The sequence below is a fragment of the Brevundimonas sp. Root608 genome, from assembly GCF_001427825.1.
GTDB lineage: Bacteria > Pseudomonadota > Alphaproteobacteria > Caulobacterales > Caulobacteraceae > Brevundimonas.
In genome coordinates this window covers 1,152,855-1,176,201 of the sequence record NZ_LMGT01000001.1, presented here as the reverse complement: position 1 = coordinate 1,176,201, position 23,347 = coordinate 1,152,855, and the positions used below count along the sequence as shown (strand labels likewise).

The following is a 23,347-nucleotide window of genomic DNA, read 5'->3' as shown; positions in this document are numbered from 1 at the left end:
CGGAGCCTCACAGGGAAAGAATGTCGCGCGTTTCACGGAAGTAGAGGACGCCGGTTTTGACATCCTCGACCGTCACGGCATGGCGCACATAACGCCGCTCGCGCTTGACGTATTTGTCAGCCGCCCGCGTGGTGATGCGGACAGTAGCGCCGACAGGAATGGGCTCCAGGATTTCGGAGTCGTGGAAGGTGTGGATAGAGCCGATGGCGAACGGCCGAGCGGGATCGAACTGCACGGACAGCACGAAGTGGGACACCAGCAACGGGGGGACTATGGCCCCGCCGAAGGGCGATTCCCCCTCCGTCCGCCAGGTATTCATCTTCCAACCCTCGTACCAGGGATTGAAGTCCTCCACGCCGTCCGCATAGAGGATGACCAACTCGGGCGTGATCTCGAGTTCGCGGACCAGTTCGTCGCCGATCTCGACCATGTTCCAATAGGGCTCGGCGACGGAGGCCAGCCCGTCGATGAAGTCCCGTGTCTGCTCGATCTGGATCGGCGACATGGGCCGCAAGGCATCCGTTTGTGAAATGCTGCTCATTGTACTGCCTGTAAGACTTCGGTTGCGGCGAGGGTCCGCCGATCAGACCCCGACATCGACTTCGACCCAGCCGACGGTCTTCTTTTCACCGGCCTCATTCCGGGCCCAGGTGTCGACGACAAACCGGTAGCCGTCGCCTTTTGGAATCTTCTCGCGCACCACGCCGTGGGTGCTGATCACCTCGTCGGCCAAGGTCGAGGCGATGTATTTGCAAACCACGCGTGCGTTGCGGAACAGGTCCTCGCCGAAGTGGTTGACGCACATCTCGGCGATGTAGGCAGATGACATCTCGCCCGTCTGGATCGGGGCGGCCAGACCCGTCGACGCCGCATAGACCGGGTCCCAATGGTTGGGGTTGAAACGCCCCCACAGCCGCGACCCCATTAACTGGATCGCCGCCTTCTTCTTGAGGCTTTGCAGTTCAAAGCCTACGGGCGTTTCCGTCGTGATCCGATGCCGGAATGCGCTGCCGGGTGATCGGGAGGTCATGGGTAGGGTCTCCGAGAACATGCGTCACTCTTCAAACGGATTGGGCGGGCGAAGACTCCAGTCCCGCTGGCCTAGCCCGCGAAGCACGTCACGCTGCACCACTTCAAATCGTTCGTCAACGCATACGTTGATAACGTTCAAGCCGGGCGTCATTGGGCTTATCATGGCGATCAACGGCAATGTTGATTTTCGTCAACACCCCTATTGACACCTGCCGTATCATGGTTCCCTCTGACGTCGTCGCATACAGGCCGCGTCAGATGACCTGATCACGACAAGGGCAGGAAACCCGGGGAGAGACATGAACAGGACGACCATGAAGCTGGCGCTGCTGGGCGGGGCCGCGAGTTCAGTACTGATATGCACCGCAGGATCGGCCTTTGCACAAACGGCGCCCGCGACGCAAACCGCGGAACCTGAAACCACGTCGCAGATCGACGACGTCGTGGTCACGGCCCGGCGACGCACCGAGACGCTGGTCAGCGTCCCCGTCGTCGTCAACGTCCTGACCACCGAAGTCCTGGAGCGCAACCGGGCCGACAGTCTGGCCAGCATCGGCGAACTGACGCCGACAGTGATCGTCGGCGCCTACAAGTCCAACGGCGGCGGTTCCGTCGGCATCCGGGGCGTCAGCTCGCCGGCCAATCAGACCGGCTTCGAGCAGGCGGTGTCGGTCGCGATCGACGGCGTGCAGACCAGCGACGGCCGAATCACACAGGCCGGCTTCTTCGACCTGCAACAGGTAGAAGTGATGAAGGGGCCACAAGCCCTGTTCTTCGGAAAGAACAGTCCGGCGGGCGTCATCTCCGTCAAGTCGGCGGATCCCACCGCCGACTTCATGGCCTCGCTTCGCGCCGGCTATGAATTCGTCGGCGACGAGGCCAGTCTGGAAGGCGTGGTTTCGGGCCCGCTCAGCGAGATTTTCGGTGCCCGTATCGCCGTCAAATACCGCAATCTCGACGGATGGCTGCGCAATACGGCGCAGCCGATCGCCAATCCGTTCTACCTAGCGTCTACCGGAGCGCCGATCGGCGCCGCGCAGCTGCCGGGCGCCTCAGACAGCCGCCCGGGCGATGAGGAACTGCTGGGTCGGCTGACCCTCACGGCGGACTTCTCGCCCAATTTCGACGCCCGCCTGAAGCTGTTCGCAAGTTCATCGGAAGGCAGCGGCCCCGGCGTCGGGACCCAGAACATCGGCCCCTGCACGGGCCCCAACCCCCGTGTCTACGGCTTCGCCGATCCGTCCGGTGAATGCGTCGCGGACCGCAACACGTCCATAGGCGACCTGCCGGACGCCATCGCCCGCACTATGAGGGGCTATCAAGGAAGCGGAGCGCCTTACGACGAGCTCGACATCATGACCGGCGCGCTCGACCTGAACTGGCGGTTCGGCGACCTGAGCCTGGCCTCGACGACGGGTTACAATCGGACCGAATATCAGTTTCTTTCGGGACTGGATCAAACCGCCTATTCCCAACTGGCCTTCTACAATCTGCAGACCAACGAGGAGATCAGCCAGGAATTCCGCCTGACCAGCGACTTCCAGGGGCCGGTCAACTTCATGGTCGGCGCCTACTTCCAGAAGACCGACCTCTTCACCAACAACGATACCAAGCTGCGCGACAGCAACTATAGCGCGGCTTCGGGTCGGTTCTCGACCTATGAGGATCTGGCGACGCAGGAGGGCGACACCCAATCAGTCTTCGGCCAAGTGCTGTGGGACCTCACCGACACCGTCGAACTGGCGGGCGGCCTTCGCTGGACCCGCGAAAGCAAGGATTTCCGCAAGCGCAATCTATACGGCATCGGGACCTTCAATACGGCGGCCAGGGTCTACGCGGGCTCTGACACCGTCGGCGAGATCCAGGGGACTTTCGAGGACGAGAACGTCTCGCCCGAGGTCACGCTGACCTGGCGGCCTGACAGCACTCATACGGTCTTCCTGGCCTACAAGACTGGCTACAAGTCCGGCGGGTTCGGCCTGACCAGCCCCCTGCAGGTGACAACGGTCATCGGGGATATCGACTTTGGTCCGGAAACAGCCAAGGGCTTCGAGCTGGGCGGCAAGGGTATCTTCATGGACGGACAGCTGCGCCTGAACGCGGCAGCCTTCGCGTTCGATTTCAGTGATCTGCAGGTTAATACCTACGACCCGGCGCGCATCGCCTACACAATCAACAATGCGGGCACCCTGGAGCAGCGCGGCATAGAGGCCGACGCCAACTTCTCGGTGACAGACACCTTCTCGGTTCGGGGTGCGATCGCCTACGTCAACGCCCAGTTCAAGGACTTCGTCGGCCAGTGCTATAGCTACGCCTTCCCCACAGGTTCGACGCGAGCCACGGCGACCCCTCCGCCAAACTGCTCGTTCGTGAACACCACAAACCTGACCCTGCAGCAGGACTTCAACGGCCGCGCTCCGGCCCGCTCGCCGGAATGGGCGGGCAGCGCCGGCTTCACTTGGGACGTGCCGCTGGGCAGCTACAATCTCGGGGTCACGGGCGACACCTTTTACACCAGCGAATATTACGCCTCCGAAGCCATGTCGCCCGGGTCGATCCAGGACGCCTTCTGGCGCTTCAACGCTGGCCTGACCCTCAAACCCGCCGATGAAGCCTGGTCCCTGCAGCTGATCGGCCGCAATCTGACCGACGAATACTATCTCCAGTATGCGGCGGACCGGACCGGCGGCGCGAGCGTTCCGGGCGCGTTCGGCGAGCAGCGCGGCGTGGTCTCAAGAGGCCGCGAGATCGCACTCCAGTTCTCGTACACCTTCTGATGGCTGCGGAACCGAAACCGGCGTCCGCCGCAAGGCCCGATCTCGGCTATGCCTGGTACACGGTTTCGGTTCTGACGGTCTGCTACACGCTGTCCTTTATTGATCGGCAGATTTTCGGACTGCTGGTCGGTTCCATCAAGGCAGAGTTCGGCGTCTCCGACACCCAAATCGGCCTTCTGAGCGGCCTCGCCTTCTCGCTATTCTACACCTTGGTCAGCCTGCCGCTGGGCAGGCTGGTCGACCGATACAGCCGTCGCATCATCATCGGGGCCGGTGTGTTCTTCTGGAGCCTGATGACCGCCGCCTGTGCGATCGCCCCCGGTTATGGCGGCCTGTTCCTCGCCCGCATGGGCGTGGGAATCGGGGAGGCCACCTTGGCGCCTGCAGCGGTTTCCATGATCTCTGACTCCTTCCCGAACGATCGTCTGGGTTCCGCGATGAGCCTCTACGGTATCGGCATCTACCTGGGCTCCGGTCTGGCGCTTCTCCTTGGCGGTGCGGTAATCGCGGCCGTGTCACAGATACCGGCGATCACTCTGCCGGTGTTCGGAGAAATCGCCTCCTGGCGAGCGACCTTCATGATCGTCGGCCTACCGGGTCTGTTCATCGCGTTCTGGGCTCTGTCGCTGCGTGAACCCGCCCGCAAAAACACTCTGAAGGCGATGGACGGTCAGACTGCGCAACTGACAATCCAAGAAACGCTCGTGGAGGTCGGCAAGCGTTGGCAGGCCGTAGCCGGCATCGCGCTGGGCCTCATGTTCCAGGCCGTCGCGCTTTACTCCTACATGCTCTGGTCCCCTGCCACGCTTCAGCGCACCTTTGACTGGAGCCCACAGGTCACCGGCCTCGTTATGGGGATCGTAGTGCTGATTGGGGGCACGGCCGGCATGCTGGCGGGCGGCCGATTCAGCGATCGGGGTCTGCGCGGCGGACGTCGCGACGCGGCACTCCGGGTGGCGGCTCTCAGCTCGCTCGGAGGTTTCGCCGTCTTCGCTCTATTGGGGCTCGCTCTGCAAAATGACTGGGCCACAGTGAGCGTCTTCTTCCTCGGTGTGATCCTTTTGGCCATGCCCGCAGGTAGCTGTTACGCAGCGGCGCAGATGGTGTTTCCGAACCAGGTGCGGGGCCAGGTGATGGCGTTGATCCTGTTCATCGCCAACCTGGGTGGCCTGACAATGGGCCCGCTTCTGCCGGGCCTTCTCAACGACTATGTCTTTCGGGACGAAGGTGCGCTGGGCGTCTCCCTTGGCATCACCTTGGCCGCGTCGACGTTGGCAGCGGCTTTGGTGTTCGGCTGGGCACGGCCTGCCTACCGGCGGCACCACGAAGCTCTGAACCCCTAACCGTACCGGCAAAGCCCCCCATACAATGCCGCCCCCCCGCCCCCTTCCATCGGTTCAAGACCGCCAGGCGGCGCTGTCGCGGCGCTTCCCCGAATGGCGGCCGCTGACCTTGGCTGAGATGTTGGATGCCGCGGCAGAAGAATTCCCGGACCGTCCTTATCTGATCACCGACCAGCGGACCTGGACCTATCGGGAGATGGCGCAATGGGTGCGTCAACTCGCGGGCGGATTGGTCACCGCCGGCGTACGGCCGGGTGAGCACGTTGCCCTCGTCATGGCCAACTACCCCGCCTTCGCCGCATTGAAGTTCGCCATCGCAGCGGTCGGGGCCGTGGCTGTGCCCGTCAACATCCTGAACCGCCGCGACGAACTGGCCTATGTGCTGCGCCAGTCGCGGGCCGTCATGCTGGTCACGATGGACCGGTTTCGTGACCTCGATTACTTGGGGATGCTGGATGAGATCGCGCCGGGCTGGGAAACCGGGGGGCGCGGCACGGCCCTGCCCGACCTGCGCTCGGTCGCGGTCTTCAAGGCGGAGGGCGATGGACGAGTGGGCGCGACCACGTTTGAGAATCTTCAGGGCGGCGCGGTCGATCTGCCACGAGGCGACCCTGCGGCGCCCGCCGACATCATCTACACCTCCGGTACGACCGGTTCGCCCAAGGGCGTGGTGCTGACCCATGACATGCTGCTGCGCGCGGCCTTCGGCAGTGCCTATGCCCGTGCGTTTGAGGATGGGCGCCGCATCCATTTCAGCCTGCCGATGAACCACGTGTATGGCTATGTCGAAGGCCTTCTCGCGGCCCTGTTCGTAGGCGGGGCGATCGTGCCGCACCTGAAGTTCGATCCGTGCGAAACGCTGCGGGCCATCGAGCGCCACAGGGTGACCGACCTGCTGTTGATCCCGACGATGACGCTCGCCGTCCTGGATGCCCTGGCCGACACGCCGGTCGATACCGCGTCGCTCAAGGGGATGCTGTCCTCGGGAGGGCGCACCCCGCCCGGTCTGTGGGATCGTATTCTGGCGACCTTCGACAGCATCGAGATCACCACCGGCTATGGCATGAGCGAATGCACGGCCTCGACCACGGTAACCCGGCCGGATGATCCCAGCGACCGCCTGAAGACGACCAACGGTCGTCTGCGCGACGTAGGGTCGGCGGGCGATCCAGCCATCGGCAACCGCATCGTCGACTATCGCGTGGTCGACCCACAGTCCGGCGCGGTGCTGGCGCCCGGTGAGGTCGGCGAGCTGATGGCCAGAGGTCCCGGCGTCACCACAGGATATTTCGACAAGCCCGAGGCGACCGCCGAAGCCTTCGATGCCGAGGGCTGGCTGCACACCGGCGACCTCGGCCGGATCGATGCGGACGGCTACCTGAGCCTGGTCGGCCGGGTGAAGGAAAGCTATCGCTGCGGCGGCGAACAGGTCACCCCCTCCGAGATCGAGGACGTGCTGATGGGGCACCCTTCAGTCTTGCAGGCTTACGTGGCACCCGTGCCAGACGACCGCATGGGCGAGATAGGCATTGCCTTCATCGTGACGCGCCCGGGAAGCGGGCTGGAGCCTCAGGTCCTGATCAACTGGTGCGCCGAACGGCTCGCACGCTTCAAGGTGCCGCGCCATATCCTGGCGATCAAGGTAGAAGACGTGCCGCTAACGCCGTCAGGGCGACCCCGCAAATTCCTGCTGTCGCGCCTGGCCATCGAACGTCTGGGCCTGTCATGAGCGAACCCTCCCGCGTCGCCCTCGTGACCGGAGCCGCGCGCGGCATCGGCGCCGCCATCGCCGAACGCCTGGCCCGGGACGGCTGCGATGTCGCCGTAATGGATCTTCAGACGCAAGCCTGCGCTGACACCGTTCAGCGAATCCAGGCGCTCGGGCGTCGGGCCATGGCCGTGGCCGTCGATGTCTCCGATGAAACTTCCGTCCAGGCCGCTGTCGCAACTGCCGAAGCCGCGCTGGGGCCGCCCGCCGTTCTGGTCAACAACGCCGGCGTCCTGCGCGAGAAGACCTTGGCCAAGATGACGCTGGATGACTGGCAGGTTGTCCAGGATGTCAACCTGCGCGGGGCGTTCCTGATGTGCCGCGCGGTCCAGCCCGCGATGCGCCGCGAAGGCCACGGGCGGATCGTCAACCTCGCCAGCATTGCCGCCTTGGGCGCTTACGGACAGGCCAACTATGCCGCAGCCAAGGCCGGGCTGATCGGCCTGACCAAGACCTTGGCGCTGGAAATGGGCAAGTCCGGCATCACCGCCAACGTCGTCGCACCCGGCTTTGTCGTAACCCCGATGACGACTGCTGTAGCCGAACGGCTGGGGGTGACCTTCGAGGCGATGGTCGCAGACATTGTGCGCGATATCCCCGCCGGTCGCCCGGGCCAGCCCGAAGACATCGCTAATGCCGTCTCCTTCTTCGCCGACGCACGCTCGGGGTTTGTGTCAGGTCAGGTGCTGTTCGTGGCGGGCGGTCCACGTGGTTGACGACCTGAACGGTTTGGACTTTCGGCAAGCACTCGCTAATCAATCCCCGACATGAGTCCGACAAGCGACAAGACCAGCGGCATCGGCAAACGCCGGAAGGCGGCAAAGGAAGAAAGCTCCGACGCTTACAAGCGGCGTCGCCGCGAGATCGCGGAGGCGGCCGTTCGCGTCTTTGACCGCTTGGGTCTGCAGGGCGCGAGCATCAGCGCTGTGGCTGCCGAACTCGGCATCGATCGCGCTTCGGTCTACTACTACATCTCGTCCAAGGAAGAGTTGTTCGACGAAGTGCTGAGGGCCGTTGCGGAACGGAACTCCCAGATCGCCACCGATATAGCGGGCAGCACGCTGCCAGCGCCTGACAAGCTGTGGAATCTGATCGTCGCGATCATGGAATCGTACGGCGAGCACTATCCCCTCCTGTTCATCTACATCCGCGAGAACCTCAGCCGTGTGTCCGGAGCCCGTTCGAAATGGTCCTCGGACATGCGCCAGGTGAACCGCATCATCGAGAATGCTTTCATCGAGATCATCGAAGAGGGCTATACTGACGGAACCTTGCGCGACGTCGGCCCCTCGCGCATCGTCGCCTACGGGATGTTGGGCGTCGTCGGCTGGACCCACCGCTGGTTCCGCCCTGAGACCTCACCCCAGACTGCCCGCGAAATCGGCGAAACCTATGCCAACATGATGGTCTCCGGGATGCGGGCCGAGCCTTAGGTTTGCGCGGCTCTGTCGGCCCAATCATAACCGCTCAGTGTTCCGGGGCACATGGTGCTGTCAGTTTAACCGCGCCAAGCCGAAAGCCGCCCTACCCCGCCTGAAGTCAGGCAACCGCGGTCGCCGCGTCGGCGCGGAAACGTCGCGGCCAAGACCAGACACAGAGCCAGCTAGCGAACGTCCGCTTTGGGTCGAAAGCGGAAGGTCGGGCCGGGGTGGCCAAGCAGCCAGTAAACCCTCGCCCCTGATCGCCGCTGGGTGCTCTCCCAGATTACGCGTTCGCTACCGTACTAACCCTAGAGATTTACGGGTATCGGGTTGCGCTTGGTCCTGCGTGCCATAAGGTGAAACCCTGAGGGATCGGGTAACAGCATTTGCAACAGTACGTCTTGGTAGTTTCCCGCTGGGCAGCCAGTCTCATTTTGGCGCTCAGCGTGCTCTTCTGCACGACTTTAAGTTCAGCGCAGACGCCATCTGTGCTTGAAGAGCTAACGCTTGTCACCCAGAGCGCAGACAGGGCGGCGTTCCTGCTACGCTTTTCCCCCGCCGAACCCCAACACGCGCCAACAAGTACTAACCTGCGGCGGCCAGAACTTCGGATGCGCGCGACTTTGAAAGCGCCGCGAGTGGTTTCGCCGCGCCTGCCGAACGGCCTTGTTCGACAGGCGAGCTTCGAAACGGCGAACGGCGACCTGCTCCTGCGATTTGACACGGCCGAGCCCTCCAGGGTTCGAACTGAACCGGCCGGCGAGGGACGGCTTCAAGTTACCATCACGCGGATAAGCGACGAGGAAGCGACCGGCACGCGCCCGCTTGGATCGACCGGTGAAGCCGTCGTGCCGGCGACGGACCTCCCAGCCTATGTGGCCAGCGGGAGCTTGGTTTCGGGCGAAGCCTCGGAACTGGTGCCCCTGCGTTATGCGGACGTCAGCGAGGTGATTGGCCTGCTTGTCGAGGGCCAGACAATCGAGCCGAACAACGTTTTCATCCGACGGGAGCCCGGCTTCGGGTCCATCGCCTCGACCACCCAGCAAGGCTTCAACAACAACGGAAATCAGGGAGAGCGGGAAGCCGTTCCTCTGGGCGAATCCTTCCCCGGCCAGGGATTGGCGATCGACCGCCGGCTTAACGCCATATGGATCACCGGGTCGCCGGAACGGATCGAACGGGTCAAGGCGCAGATCGAACTGATCGACATCCCGGTCGACTCCGTGATCTTGGAGACCCAGTTCGTCGAACTAACCGAGCAGGGGGTGCGCAACCTCGGCATCGACCTCAACAACCCCGCCGGGCAGATTGCCGTCGCCACCCTCCAGACCGGCGCAAACCTCCCCTTCGGGACGGATCCTGAGCTGGTTCTGGCCTCGGGTCAGCTTCAAGCGACCATTTATGCGCAGGTTCTCGCCGGCGAAGGACGCATCGTCTCGCGGCCGCGCATCGCGGCTCAGAGCGGGGCTACTGCGAAGATCATCACCGGCGACGCCCTACCGATCCTGACCTCGATCGCGCTTTCCGGAGTCAATGCCGTCTCACAACAGGTCCAGTATGTGAACGTCGGCGTCACCCTCCAGATCGCGCCGCGGGTCAGCTCCGACGGATTCGTGACCTCGCAAATCTACTGCGTGGTCTCGTCAGTGACAGGGTTCTCGCAGGGCTATCCGACCATCAGTCAGCGAGAGGCCGAAACGTCCGCCTCTGTACGGGACGGCGAGACCTTCGTGATTGGCGGCCTGACCCAGGAAAACACGCTCACCACCACCTCAAGCGTTCCGGTGCTCGGATCCGTCCCGATTCTCGGCAGCCTGTTCCGCGTCAACAGGTCCACGCGGTCGAAAACCGAGCTCTACATCATCATCACGCCTCGCATCGTCCGGCACCGCCGGTTCGATGCTCAATCCGAGCCGGCGCCCAGCTTCAGAGAGATTTCACCGACCTCGTAGTGCTGCTCCGTGCGTATCTGACTCATCACGAAGCGTACCCGCTTCGTGATGACTCTCGACTATTCAGGAATGGGTTGTGTAGTTGAGGGTTTTTACTCTTCACCGATGAAATTAGAGTCGACAGACGAGAACGTCCTTCCTAGCATCGACTTGATTGCACAGGCATTTGGCCGCGATCATTAACGCTGAGAGGGAGTTCAGGGGTGATTAAACTTACAGTACTCGGTATTGCTGGCGTCTCGCTGATGGCTTTGGCCTTGCCGGCCCAGGCGCAGGTGGCGGGAGACGCAATCCCCGGCAGCTACGTTTGCGTCTTCAATAAGGGATCGGTTTCCCGCGGGAACGCGCAGGCGGAAGCCAACAGAGCGGTTCAGGCCGGCGGCGGCCGGGTGAAACATGTCTACAGCGTCGCCCTGCAAGGGTTCTCGGCGGACCTGCCCCCGCAGGCCCTTGAGCGTGTCCGCGCCGCAAATCCGAACATCGCCTACTGCGAACAGGACCAGGTCTTCACCATTCCGCCGGTGCGCGCCGAAGCTAGACCCGGCGGCGGCGGCGGCGTCCAGCCGGCTCAGGAAACGCCTTGGGGTATCGCTCGGGTCAACGGCGGCGCCGCAGGGACTTTCGCCACCGCTTGGGTGATCGACACCGGGATCGACCTCGATCACCCGGATCTGCGTGTCGACGTGACGCGCAGCCGCAGCTTCCTGTCCAATGACGCCTCGCCCGATGATTTGAACGGCCACGGCAGCCATGTCGCCGGAACGATCGCGGCGCTCGACAACGCCATCGGTGTGATCGGTGTCGCGCCCGGCGCTTCTGTTGTCGCGGTGCGGGTCCTCGATCGTCGCGGCAGCGGCAGCACCTCGGGCGTGATTGCCGGGGTCGATTACGTGGCCCAGTACGGTCGTGCTGGCGATGTCGCCAACATGAGCCTCGGCGGCGGCGTCAGCCAGGCGCTGGACGATGCCGTGGTTTCTGCTTCCGCGGGCGGCGTGCGCTTTGCCCTTGCGGCCGGGAACGAGAGTGACAACGCCAACAACCACTCGCCTGCACGAGCCAATGGCCCGAATGTCTTCACGGTTTCCGCGTTCGCCGTAGGGGACCGGTGGGCGTCCTATTCGAACTTCGGCAATCCGCCCATCGACTACGCCGAACCGGGTTCCTCGATCAAATCGACGTGGAAGGACGGCGGCTACAACACCATCAGCGGAACCTCGATGGCGACGCCGCATCTCGCGGGCCTTCTGCTGGCGGGTGCGGTGCGCAATGGCGGCCCTGTTGCCGGGGACCCGGACGGAAATCCGGACCCGATCGGGGTTCGATAGTCGTTACACCTGAGTTCTGATCTAAAGGAGGGGCGGTCTCGCGACCGCCCCTTCGCGTTTGGTTGATCCCTGGAGAAGGTGAATGCCTCGCCAATGCATCATCCTCGCAATGACGGCGGGTGTGCGGCTAAGCCAACAGAGTCAGGCGCTGGAGGAAGGCTTGCCCGACGTTTGCTGTTACGAGCTTGCGAAACGAGAGCCGTCGTCTGTTCGCCAGTCTCGCGGACGCGAAATGTGCTTTCCAGGAGGAGGTCGAGGCGTCCCGTGCGGACCCGCGCGTAGGGCCCTATGTGCGCTGACAGTCCGTGTCAGGCGCGCTTGGAGTAAAGCCGATGTCCCGTCCCTTCATCACCCCACGAGCGGACGTCGAACCTCGACACTTTCCAACTGGAACGGCCGTGAGGTGGAGGCCTATGGCGGACCTTCGCCTGAACGGTAGTCAGAGCGGAGTTCGGGAATGACGCAGCTGAAGTCCGCAATGGGTCGGAAGCCGACTGCTGCTTGAGGGCGGGAAGCGGACATTCAGCTGTGGTAGAAGCGGCCCTTGCACATCGTCGTTCCCTTTGAGGGGGTCTGGATGATCACCTATCTTCTGCTGGGCCTCCTGGTCGTCTCAGCCATCCTCTGTGGGGGTGGAACCCTCCGGCTGGTTGAACCCGAGAAGCGATTTCCAAGCCCTATCTTCATGTTTGAACTGATAGGTAGATGGTGGTCTGTTCCGAGCGACGGGCGGACCCTTTCGTTTCCAGCGCGGTGGCCGGTTTCGTCATGTTTTTCGCAACGTGGATACCGCTGGTCTTCTTCCTCTGACGACCGACGGACTTGGAACGTCCACAACGGGTCGAGACCGGACTGTTGCCTAAGGGTGGTTAGCGGACATCGTTCTGCGATAGCGTGACCGCTATGAGCAGATTTGGCTTCTTCCCGGGAGAGGGCCCATGTGGGCCGGTCTCAGTGCCTCCCAGCTACGGATCGGCAACGGTGCACTTGGGTGATGCGGTCGAGACCGTCTTGTTCGGCCTCGCGGCCTGGAATACCGGCGACTACGTCGATCATTGGCAGCAGGGGGCGCCGAAGTGCCTACGGGAAAGACAACCGTTCCTGTTTTGCACTGACCTGACGAAACAGAATGCGTCAGTCTTTGCCGCATTCCCCGAGGCGAGACTATGTCTTCGAGGAATGGGTGATCCCACGCCGCACCTTCACGGTTATTGGGAGAGAGATTGTCCTCGTTAGCCAAAGCGACATGGTGCGCGCGGGCGGCGACACGTCTTCTTGGCCGGTGGATAGGGCAGCAATCGCGGACTTCGCTGACGCAGTCCGAAACGTCCGCTATGGGTCGGGAGCAGACGGTCGCATAAGGAGGGAAAGCGGACAAAACAACAAGGCAGACAGCTACTGCAAGACGTGAGGTCAATCTCCCGGCGGAGAGTGTTCTTGCTTAAAGCGACGTCTCAGCGGATCGCTGATCGCGGATGTGCATTATGCGCGTGATCCGGAAGGGTGCGGTGACGCCAGCTCCACCCTAAAAATTGCATTGAGGGACCGAATGGGCCGCGACGAAAACGGGACGGCGTCAGACAGTCCTGAAGATGTCACACCGAGCGGTGGCATGCTGGGGCCGCACACGGTCGGCAAGCATAGCGGCTTCTTGGCCTTGGCTATCGGATCCATCGGGGTCGTCTTCGGGGACATCGGGACCAGCCCTCTCTACGCGATGCGAGAAGCGCTCCATCGGTCCGATACCGGTGGCGGGCTCGAGCTGTCCGTTCTCGGTGTCGTGTCCCTGATCTTCTGGGCGCTGATCCTCGTGGTCACCGTGAAATATGTGTTCTTCATGATGCGCGCCGACAACAAGGGCGAAGGTGGCACCTTGGCGCTCATGGCCCTCGCACAACGCGCCATGGTCAAACACTCAAGGATCGTGTTCCTCCTCGGAGCGTGCGGCGCGGCCTTGTTCTACGGCGATGGGATCGTCACCCCGGCTTCGTCTGTCATGGGAGCCTTGGAGGGCCTCAAGGAAGCGCCTGGAATCGGCCCCCAGCTTGCAAAGTTCGCGTTGCCAAGCGCCATCGTCATCCTGATCGCGCTCTTCATGGTTCAGTCTCGCGGGACCGCCGCCATGGGCCGGTTCTTCGGCCCGGTGACCATTCTCTGGTTCTTGGTCATCGCCACGCTCGGCCTGATCAACATCGGCAGTGACCTGTCGATCTTCCGGGCGCTTTCCCCGCACTATGGCGTGTGGTTCCTCTTCAACAGCGGAGCCATCGGCTTCATCATTCTCGGAAGCGTCTTCCTCGCCGTGACGGGCGCTGAAGCGCTCTATGCGGACATGGGCCACTTCGGACGGGGACCGATACGCGCGGCATGGTTCGTCCTGGTCTTCCCCTGCCTCATGCTGAACTACTTGGGTCAGGGCGCCCTCGTGCTGTCCGATCCGACAGCTGCGCAAAACCCCTTCTTCCGAATGATCCCCGAACTCGCGTACTGGCCCGTGGTGGCGCTCGCCATCGCCGCAGCCATCATCGCGAGCCAGGCTGTCATCAGCGGAGCTTTCTCCCTTACCCAGCAGGCTGTGCAACTGGGCCTGCTGCCCCGGCTTCGCATCCTGCGAACCTCGGAGACCCAAGCGGGTCAAATCTATGTGCCCGCCGTCAACGCGGCTCTGGCGATCGGCGTCGTCATTCTGCTTGTCGCGCTGCGCACATCGACCAACCTTAACGCCGCCTACGGGATCGCAGTCACCGGAGCCATGCTGGTCGATACCCTGCTATTCTTCGTCATCATCCGCTTCCGCTGGAAGCGGCCCCTCTGGCAGGCGATCGCCGCGGTGTCTCTATTCGCGCTCCTCGATATCGTCTTCCTGACCTCGAACCTGCTGAAAATCCCGAATGGCGCTTGGATCCCGCTGGTTCTCGGAGCGGCCGTAGTTCTGATCATGGAGACCTGGTCGCGCGGGGTGGCGCTCCTTAGCCAGCACTCGGCGAAGACCGCTGTCCCCCTGACCGACACAATGGCCGCCTTGAGCCGAAGGCCCTGCAATCGCACCAAGGGCACAGCGATCTTCCTGACATCCGACCCGGACAAGACGCCAGCGGCGCTTCTGCACAATCTCAAGCACAATGGCGTGCTGCATGAGCGGAACGTCATCCTCAACGTGCACGTCGCGGAGGTTCCGCGGGTGGCGGAGAGCGACAGGATCAAGGTCGAGACGCTCAGCAAGGACTTCGAGCGGCTGACGGTGAACTACGGCTTCATGGAACAACCCCACATCCCGCGCGCGTTGGCGTTGGCGCGTCGGAAGGGATTGAAGTTCGACATCATGACGACGTCGTTCTTCCTGAGCCGGCGGACCGCCGTCCCGTCGAAAAACTTCGGTATGCCGCTATGGCAAGACCACCTGTTCGTCACGATGCTTCGCAATGCTGGCAACCCGACCGAGTTCTTCCAACTCCCGCCTGCGCGCGTGATCGAGATGGGCGCACAGGTGAAGATTTGAGTCACCCGGATGACATGACGCTCCGGTTCGGGCACCGGCCTAAGCAGCTAGCTTGCGGGGTTGAGATCGTGCGGACTCAACCGCCGACCTGAAGGTGTACTCTAACAAACACTTCTGATCGGGCAGGCTCTCGTGGAGGGGCGCGTTCTTATCGATTTAAGGGTCTGTCGATTGGCTGGCGCTGAGCGCAGCCAGCTGCCCATCAGCCTTCAAGAGGAAGATCTGACCGCAGCATCGCGTGTCGTCAAGCTCCTTCGCCTGATCCTACGACAGCCATGAGCCGATCAGCATGAGCGTTGTTGCCGCCTATCTCTACCAGAGCGGTATTCGGGTTCGCCCGGTCGCGATTGATGAGCGGATCGACTGTCCGGAGGACAAGTCGCAGTTCGTCTGGATCGGCCTCGTTGATCCGACGCTGGACGAACTGAAAACGCTAGAGCAGAATTACAGCCTTCACCCTTTGGCAGTCGCGGACGCTGCCAAAGGCGATCAACTGCCGAAGCTTGATGTGTTCGGCAATCAGCTATTTGTCGTCGCCAAAACGGCTTGGCTAGAGGAAGGTAACATCCGCTACGGCGAGACCGCGATCTTCCTCGGCCACAGCCATATCATCTCGGTTCGGCGCGCGTCTGGGCGCGGCCACGCAGCGCTTCGGGAACAGCTGGAAGCATCGTCAATACTACTCGGCCATGGGGTCGACTACGTTCTTCATGCGATCCTCGACTTCATCGTTGATGGTTACCTGCCGCTCGGCGAGACGCTTGAGGATGAAGTCCTGGAGGTGTGAAAATGAGATCCATCGACAACCGGCGTGTGATCCTTTCGTCGATGATTGTGGCGTCTGCCGGGTCATTGTGGGCGAACGGGCTCTTCACGATCACAGACCGGGCTTGGGTGATCATGGGCACGCCGCCTGAGGTGCATCCAGAGTGGCTCTACCTGCTTGCAGGCTTACCCCTCGCCCTTACCGCCCTGACGGGTTTCTCCTGTTCTCTTTGGGCCCGGTTTGTCGGTCGTCCGGGACGGGGACTAGAGCTTGTTGTTCTGGCTTTGAGTACAACCGCCCTCGCCGCGTCCATCCAGTTGCTCTGCGTTCCGTTCCTAGAAAAGGGTCAACAACCAGCACGAACGGTTCCCCAGATCATCGCCAATGTGATCTTCCTAGGTCCCGGCCTCCTCTTGCTGATCCAGATCGTTCTCGGGCTATGGTTAGTCTTGCAGGCTGCGAAGATGGCGCCCAGACGCTCTCCGGCAAATGTCCGCTAAGGGTCGAAAGCCGACCTCCCCTGCCTTTGGAATGGCTCTTGGGGGCGTGAGAAGGTGGAGACAAGTTCGCGGATGACTGCGCCCACCGCCACGCCTACCCGATGCCGGTCGAAGGCCCCTTGACGGGAGGCGACGCGGTTGCGGTCGAGAGCTCGACCAGGAGCGCCAGCAACCGCTCCATATCCGCCTCCGGGATTTCGTGGTCGTACCGGATGTGTTGATCCACGATGAGCGCGGCCCGGCTGATGTCCGGAAATCCGAATGAGCCCGCCGCGCCGGCGAGGCGGTGCACGATCGCGCACAACCCGTCCATATCGGACCGCTCGCGAAGGCGCCGGATGTCGCGAACGTCATCCCGGCAACGCTCCACGAAGAGCGACCTTAGCGTGGCGATGGGGTCCGTCACGGGGGACTGTCCCCCAACATCCCCCTGACGCGCTCCGCCAGCGTCAAGGGGTCGAATGGCTTGATGATGACGCCGATGCTGCCGAGGGCGACGAGGCGGTTCAGTTCGTGGTCCTGGGTTTGCGCGGTCATGAAGATCACGGGCGTCTCACCGTGATCGGCCAGCGTCCGGATCTGCGCCAGGACGCCGGGCCCGTCGAGTTCTGGCATCATGACATCCAGCAGGATCACGTCCGGCCTTGTCCCGGACTCCAGAACCGAGATCGCCTCGGCTCCAGAGGCGGCCGAGCGCACGGTTCCGTGGCCGCCAAGGGAGAAGGCCAGTTCGGTGAGGGCGCGGATGCCCTCGTCGTCATCGACGTGGAGGATCAGCATGGCGTGGCTCCTTCCGCCGGATCGGGCTGCAGGGGGAATTCGAACCAGAACTCCGACCCTTGTCCGGGCCTGCTGTGGACGCCGATCGCACCGCCCATCATCTCGACCAGCTGGCGCGATATGGCGAGACCCAGACCGGTCCCGCCGAACCGGCGCGTGGTCGATTCGTCAGCCTGGACGAACCGTTCAAAGAGCGTGGCCGCCACCTCCGGCGCGATCCCGATTCCGGTATCGGTCACAGCCACCCGGACCCTGGGTCGACCGTTCGGTCCGGTGTTCGATCGCACGGAGACGCTCACCCCGCCGTGTTCCGTGAATTTGATGGCGTTGCTCATCAGGTTCAGCAGGACCTGCCGTAACCGGACGGAGTCGCCGACGAGGACGGCGGGCACATCCTCGCCCACGTCCTCGGCGTACGAGAGTCCCTTGTCCTCGATCTGACCGAGTACGATCTCGGCGGTCTCGCGGATGAGGGCGCGTATCTCGAACGGCTGGGCTGCGAGCACCATGGCTCCGGCCTCAAGCTTGGAATAGTCCAGCACGTCGTTGATGACGTTGAGCAGGGCCTCTCCCGATACGCTGATCCGGTCGGCGCACTGCCGCTCGACCGCGCCCAGACCCTCACGCGCCTGGAGCAGTTTCGAGAAGCCGATGATGCTGGTCAGGGGGGTCCGGACCTCGTGGCTGATATTGGCCAGGAAGCGGGTCTTGGCCTCCGACGCCGCCTCGGCCTTGTCACGCGCGTCGCGAAGCTCTTCCTCGAGCGTGTGACGCTCGGATACGTCGCGGATCACGGCGATCACCTCGGCCGGCCGGCCCTCGCTGTCGAGCACCGCCTGGAAGGTGGTTTCCACCCAGACCACGTGACCGTCGCGGTGCAGGGCGCGAAGCTGGAGAATGGACCGGCGCTCGCCGCCGGCAATCCGGGCGAACGCATTGAGCAGCCCGGACCGGTCGTCGGGATGCAGGAAAGCCTGGGCGGACCGCCCCTCCATCTCCTCGGGGGTGTAGCCCAACAACCCCCGGATGGCGGGCGAGATGTAGCGGCTCGACCCGTCCAGCTGCAATCGGGTGACGACATCGCCCATATGGTCCGCCAGCAGACGGAATTGCGCCTCGCTGCGGCGGACCCGTTCCTGCGCCCTGTGGCGGTCGGTCACGTCCTGCACCACGCCGAACAGGGCCTCGACCCGCCCTCCCTCGTCCAACTGGCGTCGCGCGCTGACCACCACTTGGCGCAGCTTGCCGTCCGGCCGGGTGATGGACGTCTGGAACTCGCCGGTCGCGTCCTGGTCCATCGCCCGATCCAGGAAGTCATCCAGCCGCGCCCTCTGGTCGGCGCCGTAGGCGGAACGGACGACGTCCATGGCGACCGGCGTGCCGGGCTTCCGGGGAGGCAGGCCGAAGATCCGGTAGACTTCCGCCGACCAGGTCGTCTCGCCCGCCGCCGTCCGGCGCCAGTGACCGACATGGGAGACCGTCTCGGCCAGTTCGAGCAGCCGCCGCTTCTCCTCGGCCTCCAGCCGCTCGGTGCTCAACTCGAGTTGTTCGGTGATCAGGTCGCCCAGTTCGCGCAGCAAGGCGCGCTCCGCCTCCGAGAATCGCCGCGGTTCGGTATCCACGATGCAGAGCGTGCCCAGGTTGTGGCCGGACGCGGTGGTCAGCAGGGCGCCGGCGTAGAACCGCACATGATCAGTCCCGGTAACGTGCGGATTGCGGGCGAAGAGCGGGTCTTTCGTCGCATCCTCGACGACCATCACGCTGCCGCCGGGCAACAGGAGGGCGCTGCTGCAGAAGGCGTCGCCGCGTGGAGTCTCGCAGGCATTGAACCCGTGCCGCGACTTGAACCATTGCCGCTCGGCGTCGATCAGCGAAATCAGCGCCGTCGGCGCGTTGAACAGGGTCGCGGCCAGGCGGGTGAGCCGGTCGAACCGTGGTTCGGGCGGCGTATCGAGCACCCTCAACGCGCGGAGGGCCTCAAGACGCGCCTGTTCGTTTTCGGGCAGGACGGTTTCGGCGATCGATGGCACGGGATCCTCGCTCACGGGACGCTCGCTCCCTGCCTCGCCGCAGGCGCGCCGAAGCCCTTCCGGGTCATGGCACCCCAGGACTGGCTGCGCCGGAGGTACTGCCACACTCCGCGCAGTCGCCAGAAATTGTTGAGCTGCCGGTAGCCGAAGTTTTCAAGGATCGCGACCAGGGTCAGTTGCATCAGATCGCGGGCCCGCGGGAAGCGACGCAGGCTGGATTCCTCCAGCGCCAGCGACCCGACCGAGATGACCACGCCAAAGATGAAGGTGACGGCGATAAAGGCCAGCAGATATTCGCTCGAAAGCAGGCCGGTCAGCCAGAACAGCGGGATCAGGAAATATCCCAGCAATTCCACGATGGGACCCAGGACATCGACGAGGAAGATGTAGCCGAAACCGACGACTCCCACCCGCCCGTACTTCCGCCGGAAGATCATGTCCCAATGGCGCTCGAAAGTCTCGAGCGAGCCCCGGTGCCAGCGGGCGCGCTGGCGACCGAGGACCCGGAGCGTCTCGGGCGCCTCGGTCCAGCATACGGGCTCGGGCACGAAGGCGACCCGATAGGGCAGGCCCTTGTCACGCATCAGCCGGTGAAGTTTGACCACCAGCTCCATGTCCTCGCCGACCGTGCCGCGCGTGTAGCCGCCGGCCTCGATCACGCGGTTGCGGCGGAACAGGCCGAAGGCGCCCGAAATGATGGTCAGGGTGTTGATCCGGCTCCAGGCCAGGCGGGCCATCAGGAAGGCGCGCAGATATTCCACGGTCTGCAGCTGGGCCAGGAGGTTTCGCGGGGGCCGGATCTCCAGCACGCGGCCGTGCTCGATGCGGCAGCCGTTGGCGATACGGACGGTGCCGCCAACGGCCACCGTCCGTTCGGGGTCCTCGACGAAGGGCCTGACCGCCCGCAGCAGCGCGTCCGGCTCCAGCAGCGAGTCGGCGTCCATCGAGCAGAAGATCGGCGCGCGTGAGACGTTGATGCCCGCGTTCAGGGCATCGGCCTTTCCGCCGTTTTCCTTGTCCACGATGATCAGCCGTGGCTGGTGTTCCCCGCCGTAGACGCCGCGGACCGGCTTGTGGTCGATCGACAGGTCATAGTGCCGTTCGATGGGCCGCAGACCGAAGCTGTCGATCAGGACCTGTAGGGTGCCGTCGCTGGATCCGTCATTGATGACGATCACCTCGAAACTCGGATAATGCAGCGACAGCAGCGAATGGACGCTTTCGGCGATGGTCATGGCCTCGTTGTAGGCGGGGGCCAGCAGGGCGATCGGCGGAGAGGCGTCCGCATAGCGTCGCCACAGCAGCCCGCCGGAGGGCGTCGGCGGAGTCTGGATCAGCGCCGCCGCCGCCAGGGCCAGCTGAACGAGATAGACGAGGTTCTGAAGCAGGCCGGTCACGACGACAAAGGCTGCAATCGACTGCGCGAAGACCGTCAGTCCATGGATGACCGGGTCGCTCATGCGGCTTCCTTCGCAAGACCGCGTTCCGCAAGCGCCAGGGACGCGGCCCGGCGAGGAAGATCGCCCTGCCCCGCAGCCGCCGCCTGCAGGCCTTGCACGCCGATCGGGCCGAGGACTGACAAGGCTCCCCCGGCGCGGAAGCGGACCCACCAGACGGGATCGGACAGTTGGGCGATGAGCAGAGGCACGGCCGCCTGCAGACCTATCCGGCCCGCTGCCTCGCAGGCGGCCGACCGAACCATCCAGACGGGGTCCTCGAGGGCCGCGAGAATATGCGCCTCGGCGACCGGGTGGCCCATGGCGGCGAGCCCCCGCACGGAGGCGATTCTCAGTTCGATATCGGGCGCGCGGGTCGCGATGCAAAGCGGCTTCAGGGCGCGAAAGTCCCCGCTGGCGCCGAGCGCCTCGGCGAGGATGACGCGCGCCCGCGCCGGAGTTTCCGGATCGCCGAAGGCGCGCAGGGCCGCCCTCGTGTCGCCGTTCACGAGCCGGCCCATCAGGGGAAGGTACAGCAGGGACTCCGAGCCACGACTGCGATGGATGTCCCGCAGCACCTGCGCGAGCGGCGGCGCGGCGTCGAGTTCAATCAGCGACCGCATGAGCGCCACCCGCAAATTCCCGTTGCGCGCCTGATCGAGGGCCTCGCGGAGGGCGTTCACCGTTTCCGGGCCCGGGAATATCGACAGGGCTTCCGCAGCCACCATACGGCCCGCGAGCCGGCCCCTGAACAGGCGCCGGCGCCATCGATCGTCCATATTGATCGAGCGCAGGGCGGTTATCAGCCGGTCCCGCTCGACGCCCCGCACCATGGCCAGCAGTTCGAGAAGGACCTCCCCCATCAGCCGCGCACGATGATCGATGCCGCGCAACCGCCCCAGGGCGTCTCCCGAGCCATTCATCACGTCGAGAAAGGCGTCGCAGGCTCGATCCCGGTCGCGGCCCCGCCGGGCGTCCCTTTGCTCCCGGAACAGCCGGCCAATGACCAGGGCGGATATCCAGGCGAGCGCCCCTGCGGCAAGGGTGATCGACGTCCACCACAGGAGCAGCAGGCCGCTCATCAGAACCGCAGGCCGAGCCCGACGGAGCCTTCCTGGCGGTCATAGGCGCCACGATCCTCCGAGACCGCGCCGAGACGCAGCACGAGCCGATCCGTCAGGCTGACATCGGCGCCGACGTTCCACGCGGTCACGTCGACGGTGAAACCTTCCGAGCTTTCGGGCGCGGCGGCATAGCCCAGCCTCAGGCCGAGCCGGTTCACGATCTGCCAGCGCGACTGGATCGAATAGCCCTGCCGATCGTCGCCGGTCTCGTCGCGGACGATGATCCAGCGGGCCGCGAGCTGCAGCCGATCGGGCACGACCTCGATGATCGCGCCGGGTTGGAGCGTGGTCACGCGTCCGGCCGCATAGCGGGCCGCCGAGCCGTCCAGCGTCGCCGACAACCGGTCCGTCAGGCGTATCTCTCCGCCGAGGCCGAGAGACGACTCCGGCCGATAGTCGGCATCCGGCGCGCCGCCCAGGGAGGCGTAGACGCCGCCCCGCCGGAGCCGGTGATCCAGACGGGCCTCGACATAGGTGTCGTGATGGTCGAACCGTTCGGTCGCCTCGACCGCCAGTGCGCCGTTCCAGCGGTCGCCCAGGGATCTCGACACAGCGATCCGGGCCTCGGACCAGTCCGGGAGGCCGCCCGACAACGCGCTGCGGGAGGTGTGGATATCCAGCCCCCATCGAGGCTCCGTCGCGAGCGAGCGGGCCAGGGCCGCCGCCTCCGCATCAGCGGGAGCAAGCCGTGAGGCTTCGGCCGACTCGCGGCGCGCGGTGGCCGGATCGCCGCGCCGTTGAGCAACGCGCGCGAGGCCCGCATGAGCGTCCGCATAGTCCGGCGACCGGGCGATGACCGCGGCGAACGCCGCCTCGGCCTGGTCGAGCCTGCCAAGCGCCAGCAAGGCCAGACCAAGGTTGAGCCGGGCGTCGACATTGTCGGGACGGGCCGCCAGAACGACCTCCAGTTTCGCGACCGCGTCGGCGGGTCGACCCGCCCGGCGGTCCGCCACGGCCGCCTCATAGAGCGCCTGCGGATCGGCCTGTACGATGGCGGGGGTTTCAGGCGCGATCGCGATCATTGCGGTCCCCCCGCGCGCGGGAGGAAGCCACAAGCAACAGACGCCGCACGCGTTCGCTCAATTCGTCGGGGATAAAGGGCTTCACCAGATAATCGGCGGCCCCGAGTTGCAGGGCCCCGACGATGTCCTTTTCACGCTTCAGCGCCGTGAGCATGATGACGGGGGCATTGGACAGGTGACCGCCCTTCAGCCGACGCAGCACTTCGAAGCCGTCCATGACCGGCATCAGCGCGTCGAGAACGATCAGGTCGGGGTTCTGCTCCTGGATCGCCGCGAGGGCCTGCGCGCCGTCCTCGGCGACCAGGACATGGTGGCCGTCAGCCGACAGCTTGTGGACCAGCAATGATCTCAGCAAGGGATCGTCGTCGGCGATCAGGACGCGACTCGCATTCATGGGACGTCGGAACTCCAACCGCTACGCCCCCCCTTAGCAGGGTGGCCCCGCGGAGTGAATCAAACGCTACCGACCATGAGTTTATAGGGGTCGCGCACGATGGGGCGACATCGGTGAGTCTAAACGACGCCGCCCCCGGTTGGTTCATATTGAACCGTGTCGCGGGCGACAGGCCGAC

At 64.2% G+C, this 23,347-nt stretch carries 19 protein-coding genes; 10 read left to right on the top strand and 9 right to left on the bottom strand.

The genetic code is table 11. The features are described 5' to 3' along the window. Window positions 1–7: 7 nt before the first annotated feature. Window positions 8–505, bottom strand: a complete 498-nt coding sequence (locus tag ASD59_RS05610) for a MaoC family dehydratase (protein WP_235561721.1) — start codon at window positions 503–505, stop codon at window positions 8–10. Between the two features lie 78 nt (window positions 506–583). Further along, window positions 584–1,051 (bottom strand): MaoC family dehydratase, encoded by a 468-nt coding sequence (locus ASD59_RS05605; RefSeq protein WP_235561720.1) that lies wholly within the window; start codon window positions 1,049–1,051, stop codon window positions 584–586. A gap of 280 nt (window positions 1,052–1,331) precedes the next feature. Between ASD59_RS05605 and ASD59_RS05600 the strand changes: the two genes are divergently transcribed. From ASD59_RS05600 to ASD59_RS05555, 10 genes are all read left to right on the top strand, one after another. Then, complete coding sequence (locus tag ASD59_RS05600; protein WP_055829464.1) at window positions 1,332–3,809, top strand: TonB-dependent receptor; 2,478 nt, start codon at window positions 1,332–1,334, stop codon at window positions 3,807–3,809. Next, window positions 3,809–5,152: an MFS transporter gene (locus ASD59_RS05595; RefSeq protein ID WP_055829461.1), complete on the top strand. Its 1,344-nt coding sequence runs from the start codon at window positions 3,809–3,811 to the stop codon at window positions 5,150–5,152. Before ASD59_RS05600 ends, ASD59_RS05595 begins: the two co-directional genes overlap by 1 nt. A 25-nt stretch (window positions 5,153–5,177) precedes the next feature. Continuing rightward, a complete protein-coding gene (locus tag ASD59_RS05590; RefSeq protein ID WP_055829460.1) occupies window positions 5,178–6,881 on the top strand; it encodes a class I adenylate-forming enzyme family protein in 1,704 nt (567 codons plus the stop codon). Beyond that, entirely contained in the window at window positions 6,878–7,636 is a 759-nt protein-coding gene (fabG, locus tag ASD59_RS05585; protein WP_055829457.1) for a 3-oxoacyl-ACP reductase FabG, read from the top strand. Before ASD59_RS05590 ends, fabG begins: the two co-directional genes overlap by 4 nt. A 51-nt stretch (window positions 7,637–7,687) precedes the next feature. Beyond that, entirely contained in the window at window positions 7,688–8,353 is a 666-nt protein-coding gene (locus ASD59_RS05580; RefSeq protein WP_055829452.1) for a TetR/AcrR family transcriptional regulator, read from the top strand. Window positions 8,354–8,952: 599 nt separating this feature from the next. Beyond that, a complete protein-coding gene (locus ASD59_RS05575) occupies window positions 8,953–10,293 on the top strand; it encodes a type II secretion system protein GspD (protein WP_082560058.1) in 1,341 nt (446 codons plus the stop codon). A gap of 245 nt (window positions 10,294–10,538) precedes the next feature. After that, window positions 10,539–11,618 carry a S8 family serine peptidase gene (locus tag ASD59_RS05570; protein WP_055829445.1) on the top strand — a complete coding sequence of 360 codons (1,080 nt, stop codon included), beginning with the start codon at window positions 10,539–10,541 and terminating at the stop codon, window positions 11,616–11,618. A 1,549-nt stretch (window positions 11,619–13,167) separates the two neighbouring features. Further along, the gene (locus ASD59_RS05565) at window positions 13,168–15,117 is read left to right on the top strand and encodes a potassium transporter Kup (protein WP_055829442.1); all 1,950 of its coding nucleotides are present in this window, start codon (window positions 13,168–13,170) and stop codon (window positions 15,115–15,117) included. A gap of 289 nt (window positions 15,118–15,406) precedes the next feature. After that, the gene (locus ASD59_RS05560; protein WP_055829439.1) at window positions 15,407–15,904 is read left to right on the top strand and encodes a CorA family divalent cation transporter; all 498 of its coding nucleotides are present in this window, start codon (window positions 15,407–15,409) and stop codon (window positions 15,902–15,904) included. 2 nt (window positions 15,905–15,906) lie between these two features. Then, the gene (locus ASD59_RS05555; RefSeq protein WP_055829438.1) at window positions 15,907–16,383 is read left to right on the top strand and encodes a hypothetical protein; all 477 of its coding nucleotides are present in this window, start codon (window positions 15,907–15,909) and stop codon (window positions 16,381–16,383) included. Window positions 16,384–16,477: 94 nt separating this feature from the next. Here the strand turns inward: ASD59_RS05555 and ASD59_RS05550 are convergent, their stop codons facing one another. From ASD59_RS05550 to ASD59_RS05520, 7 genes are read right to left on the bottom strand one after another with little or no spacing between them, the layout of a single operon-like run. Further along, entirely contained in the window at window positions 16,478–16,789 is a 312-nt protein-coding gene (locus ASD59_RS05550) for an Hpt domain-containing protein (protein ID WP_055829435.1), read from the bottom strand. Continuing rightward, window positions 16,786–17,163: a response regulator gene (locus ASD59_RS05545; RefSeq protein ID WP_055829431.1), complete on the bottom strand. Its 378-nt coding sequence runs from the start codon at window positions 17,161–17,163 to the stop codon at window positions 16,786–16,788. Before ASD59_RS05545 ends, ASD59_RS05550 begins: the two co-directional genes overlap by 4 nt. Then, window positions 17,157–19,208, bottom strand: coding sequence for an ATP-binding protein (locus ASD59_RS14190; RefSeq protein WP_055829428.1), 2,052 nt, complete (start codon window positions 19,206–19,208; stop codon window positions 17,157–17,159). The genes ASD59_RS05545 and ASD59_RS14190 overlap by 7 nt, the downstream gene beginning before the upstream one ends. Further along, window positions 19,205–20,653, bottom strand: a complete 1,449-nt coding sequence (locus ASD59_RS05535; protein WP_055829425.1) for a glycosyltransferase family 2 protein — start codon at window positions 20,651–20,653, stop codon at window positions 19,205–19,207. Before ASD59_RS05535 ends, ASD59_RS14190 begins: the two co-directional genes overlap by 4 nt. Next, window positions 20,650–21,711: a HEAT repeat domain-containing protein gene (locus ASD59_RS05530; protein ID WP_055829421.1), complete on the bottom strand. Its 1,062-nt coding sequence runs from the start codon at window positions 21,709–21,711 to the stop codon at window positions 20,650–20,652. Before ASD59_RS05530 ends, ASD59_RS05535 begins: the two co-directional genes overlap by 4 nt. Then, window positions 21,711–22,775, bottom strand: a complete 1,065-nt coding sequence (locus ASD59_RS05525; protein WP_055829418.1) for a YaiO family outer membrane beta-barrel protein — start codon at window positions 22,773–22,775, stop codon at window positions 21,711–21,713. Before ASD59_RS05525 ends, ASD59_RS05530 begins: the two co-directional genes overlap by 1 nt. Then, window positions 22,756–23,169 carry a response regulator transcription factor gene (locus ASD59_RS05520; RefSeq protein ID WP_055829414.1) on the bottom strand — a complete coding sequence of 138 codons (414 nt, stop codon included), beginning with the start codon at window positions 23,167–23,169 and terminating at the stop codon, window positions 22,756–22,758. The genes ASD59_RS05525 and ASD59_RS05520 overlap by 20 nt, the downstream gene beginning before the upstream one ends. Window positions 23,170–23,347: the final 178 nt, after the last annotated feature.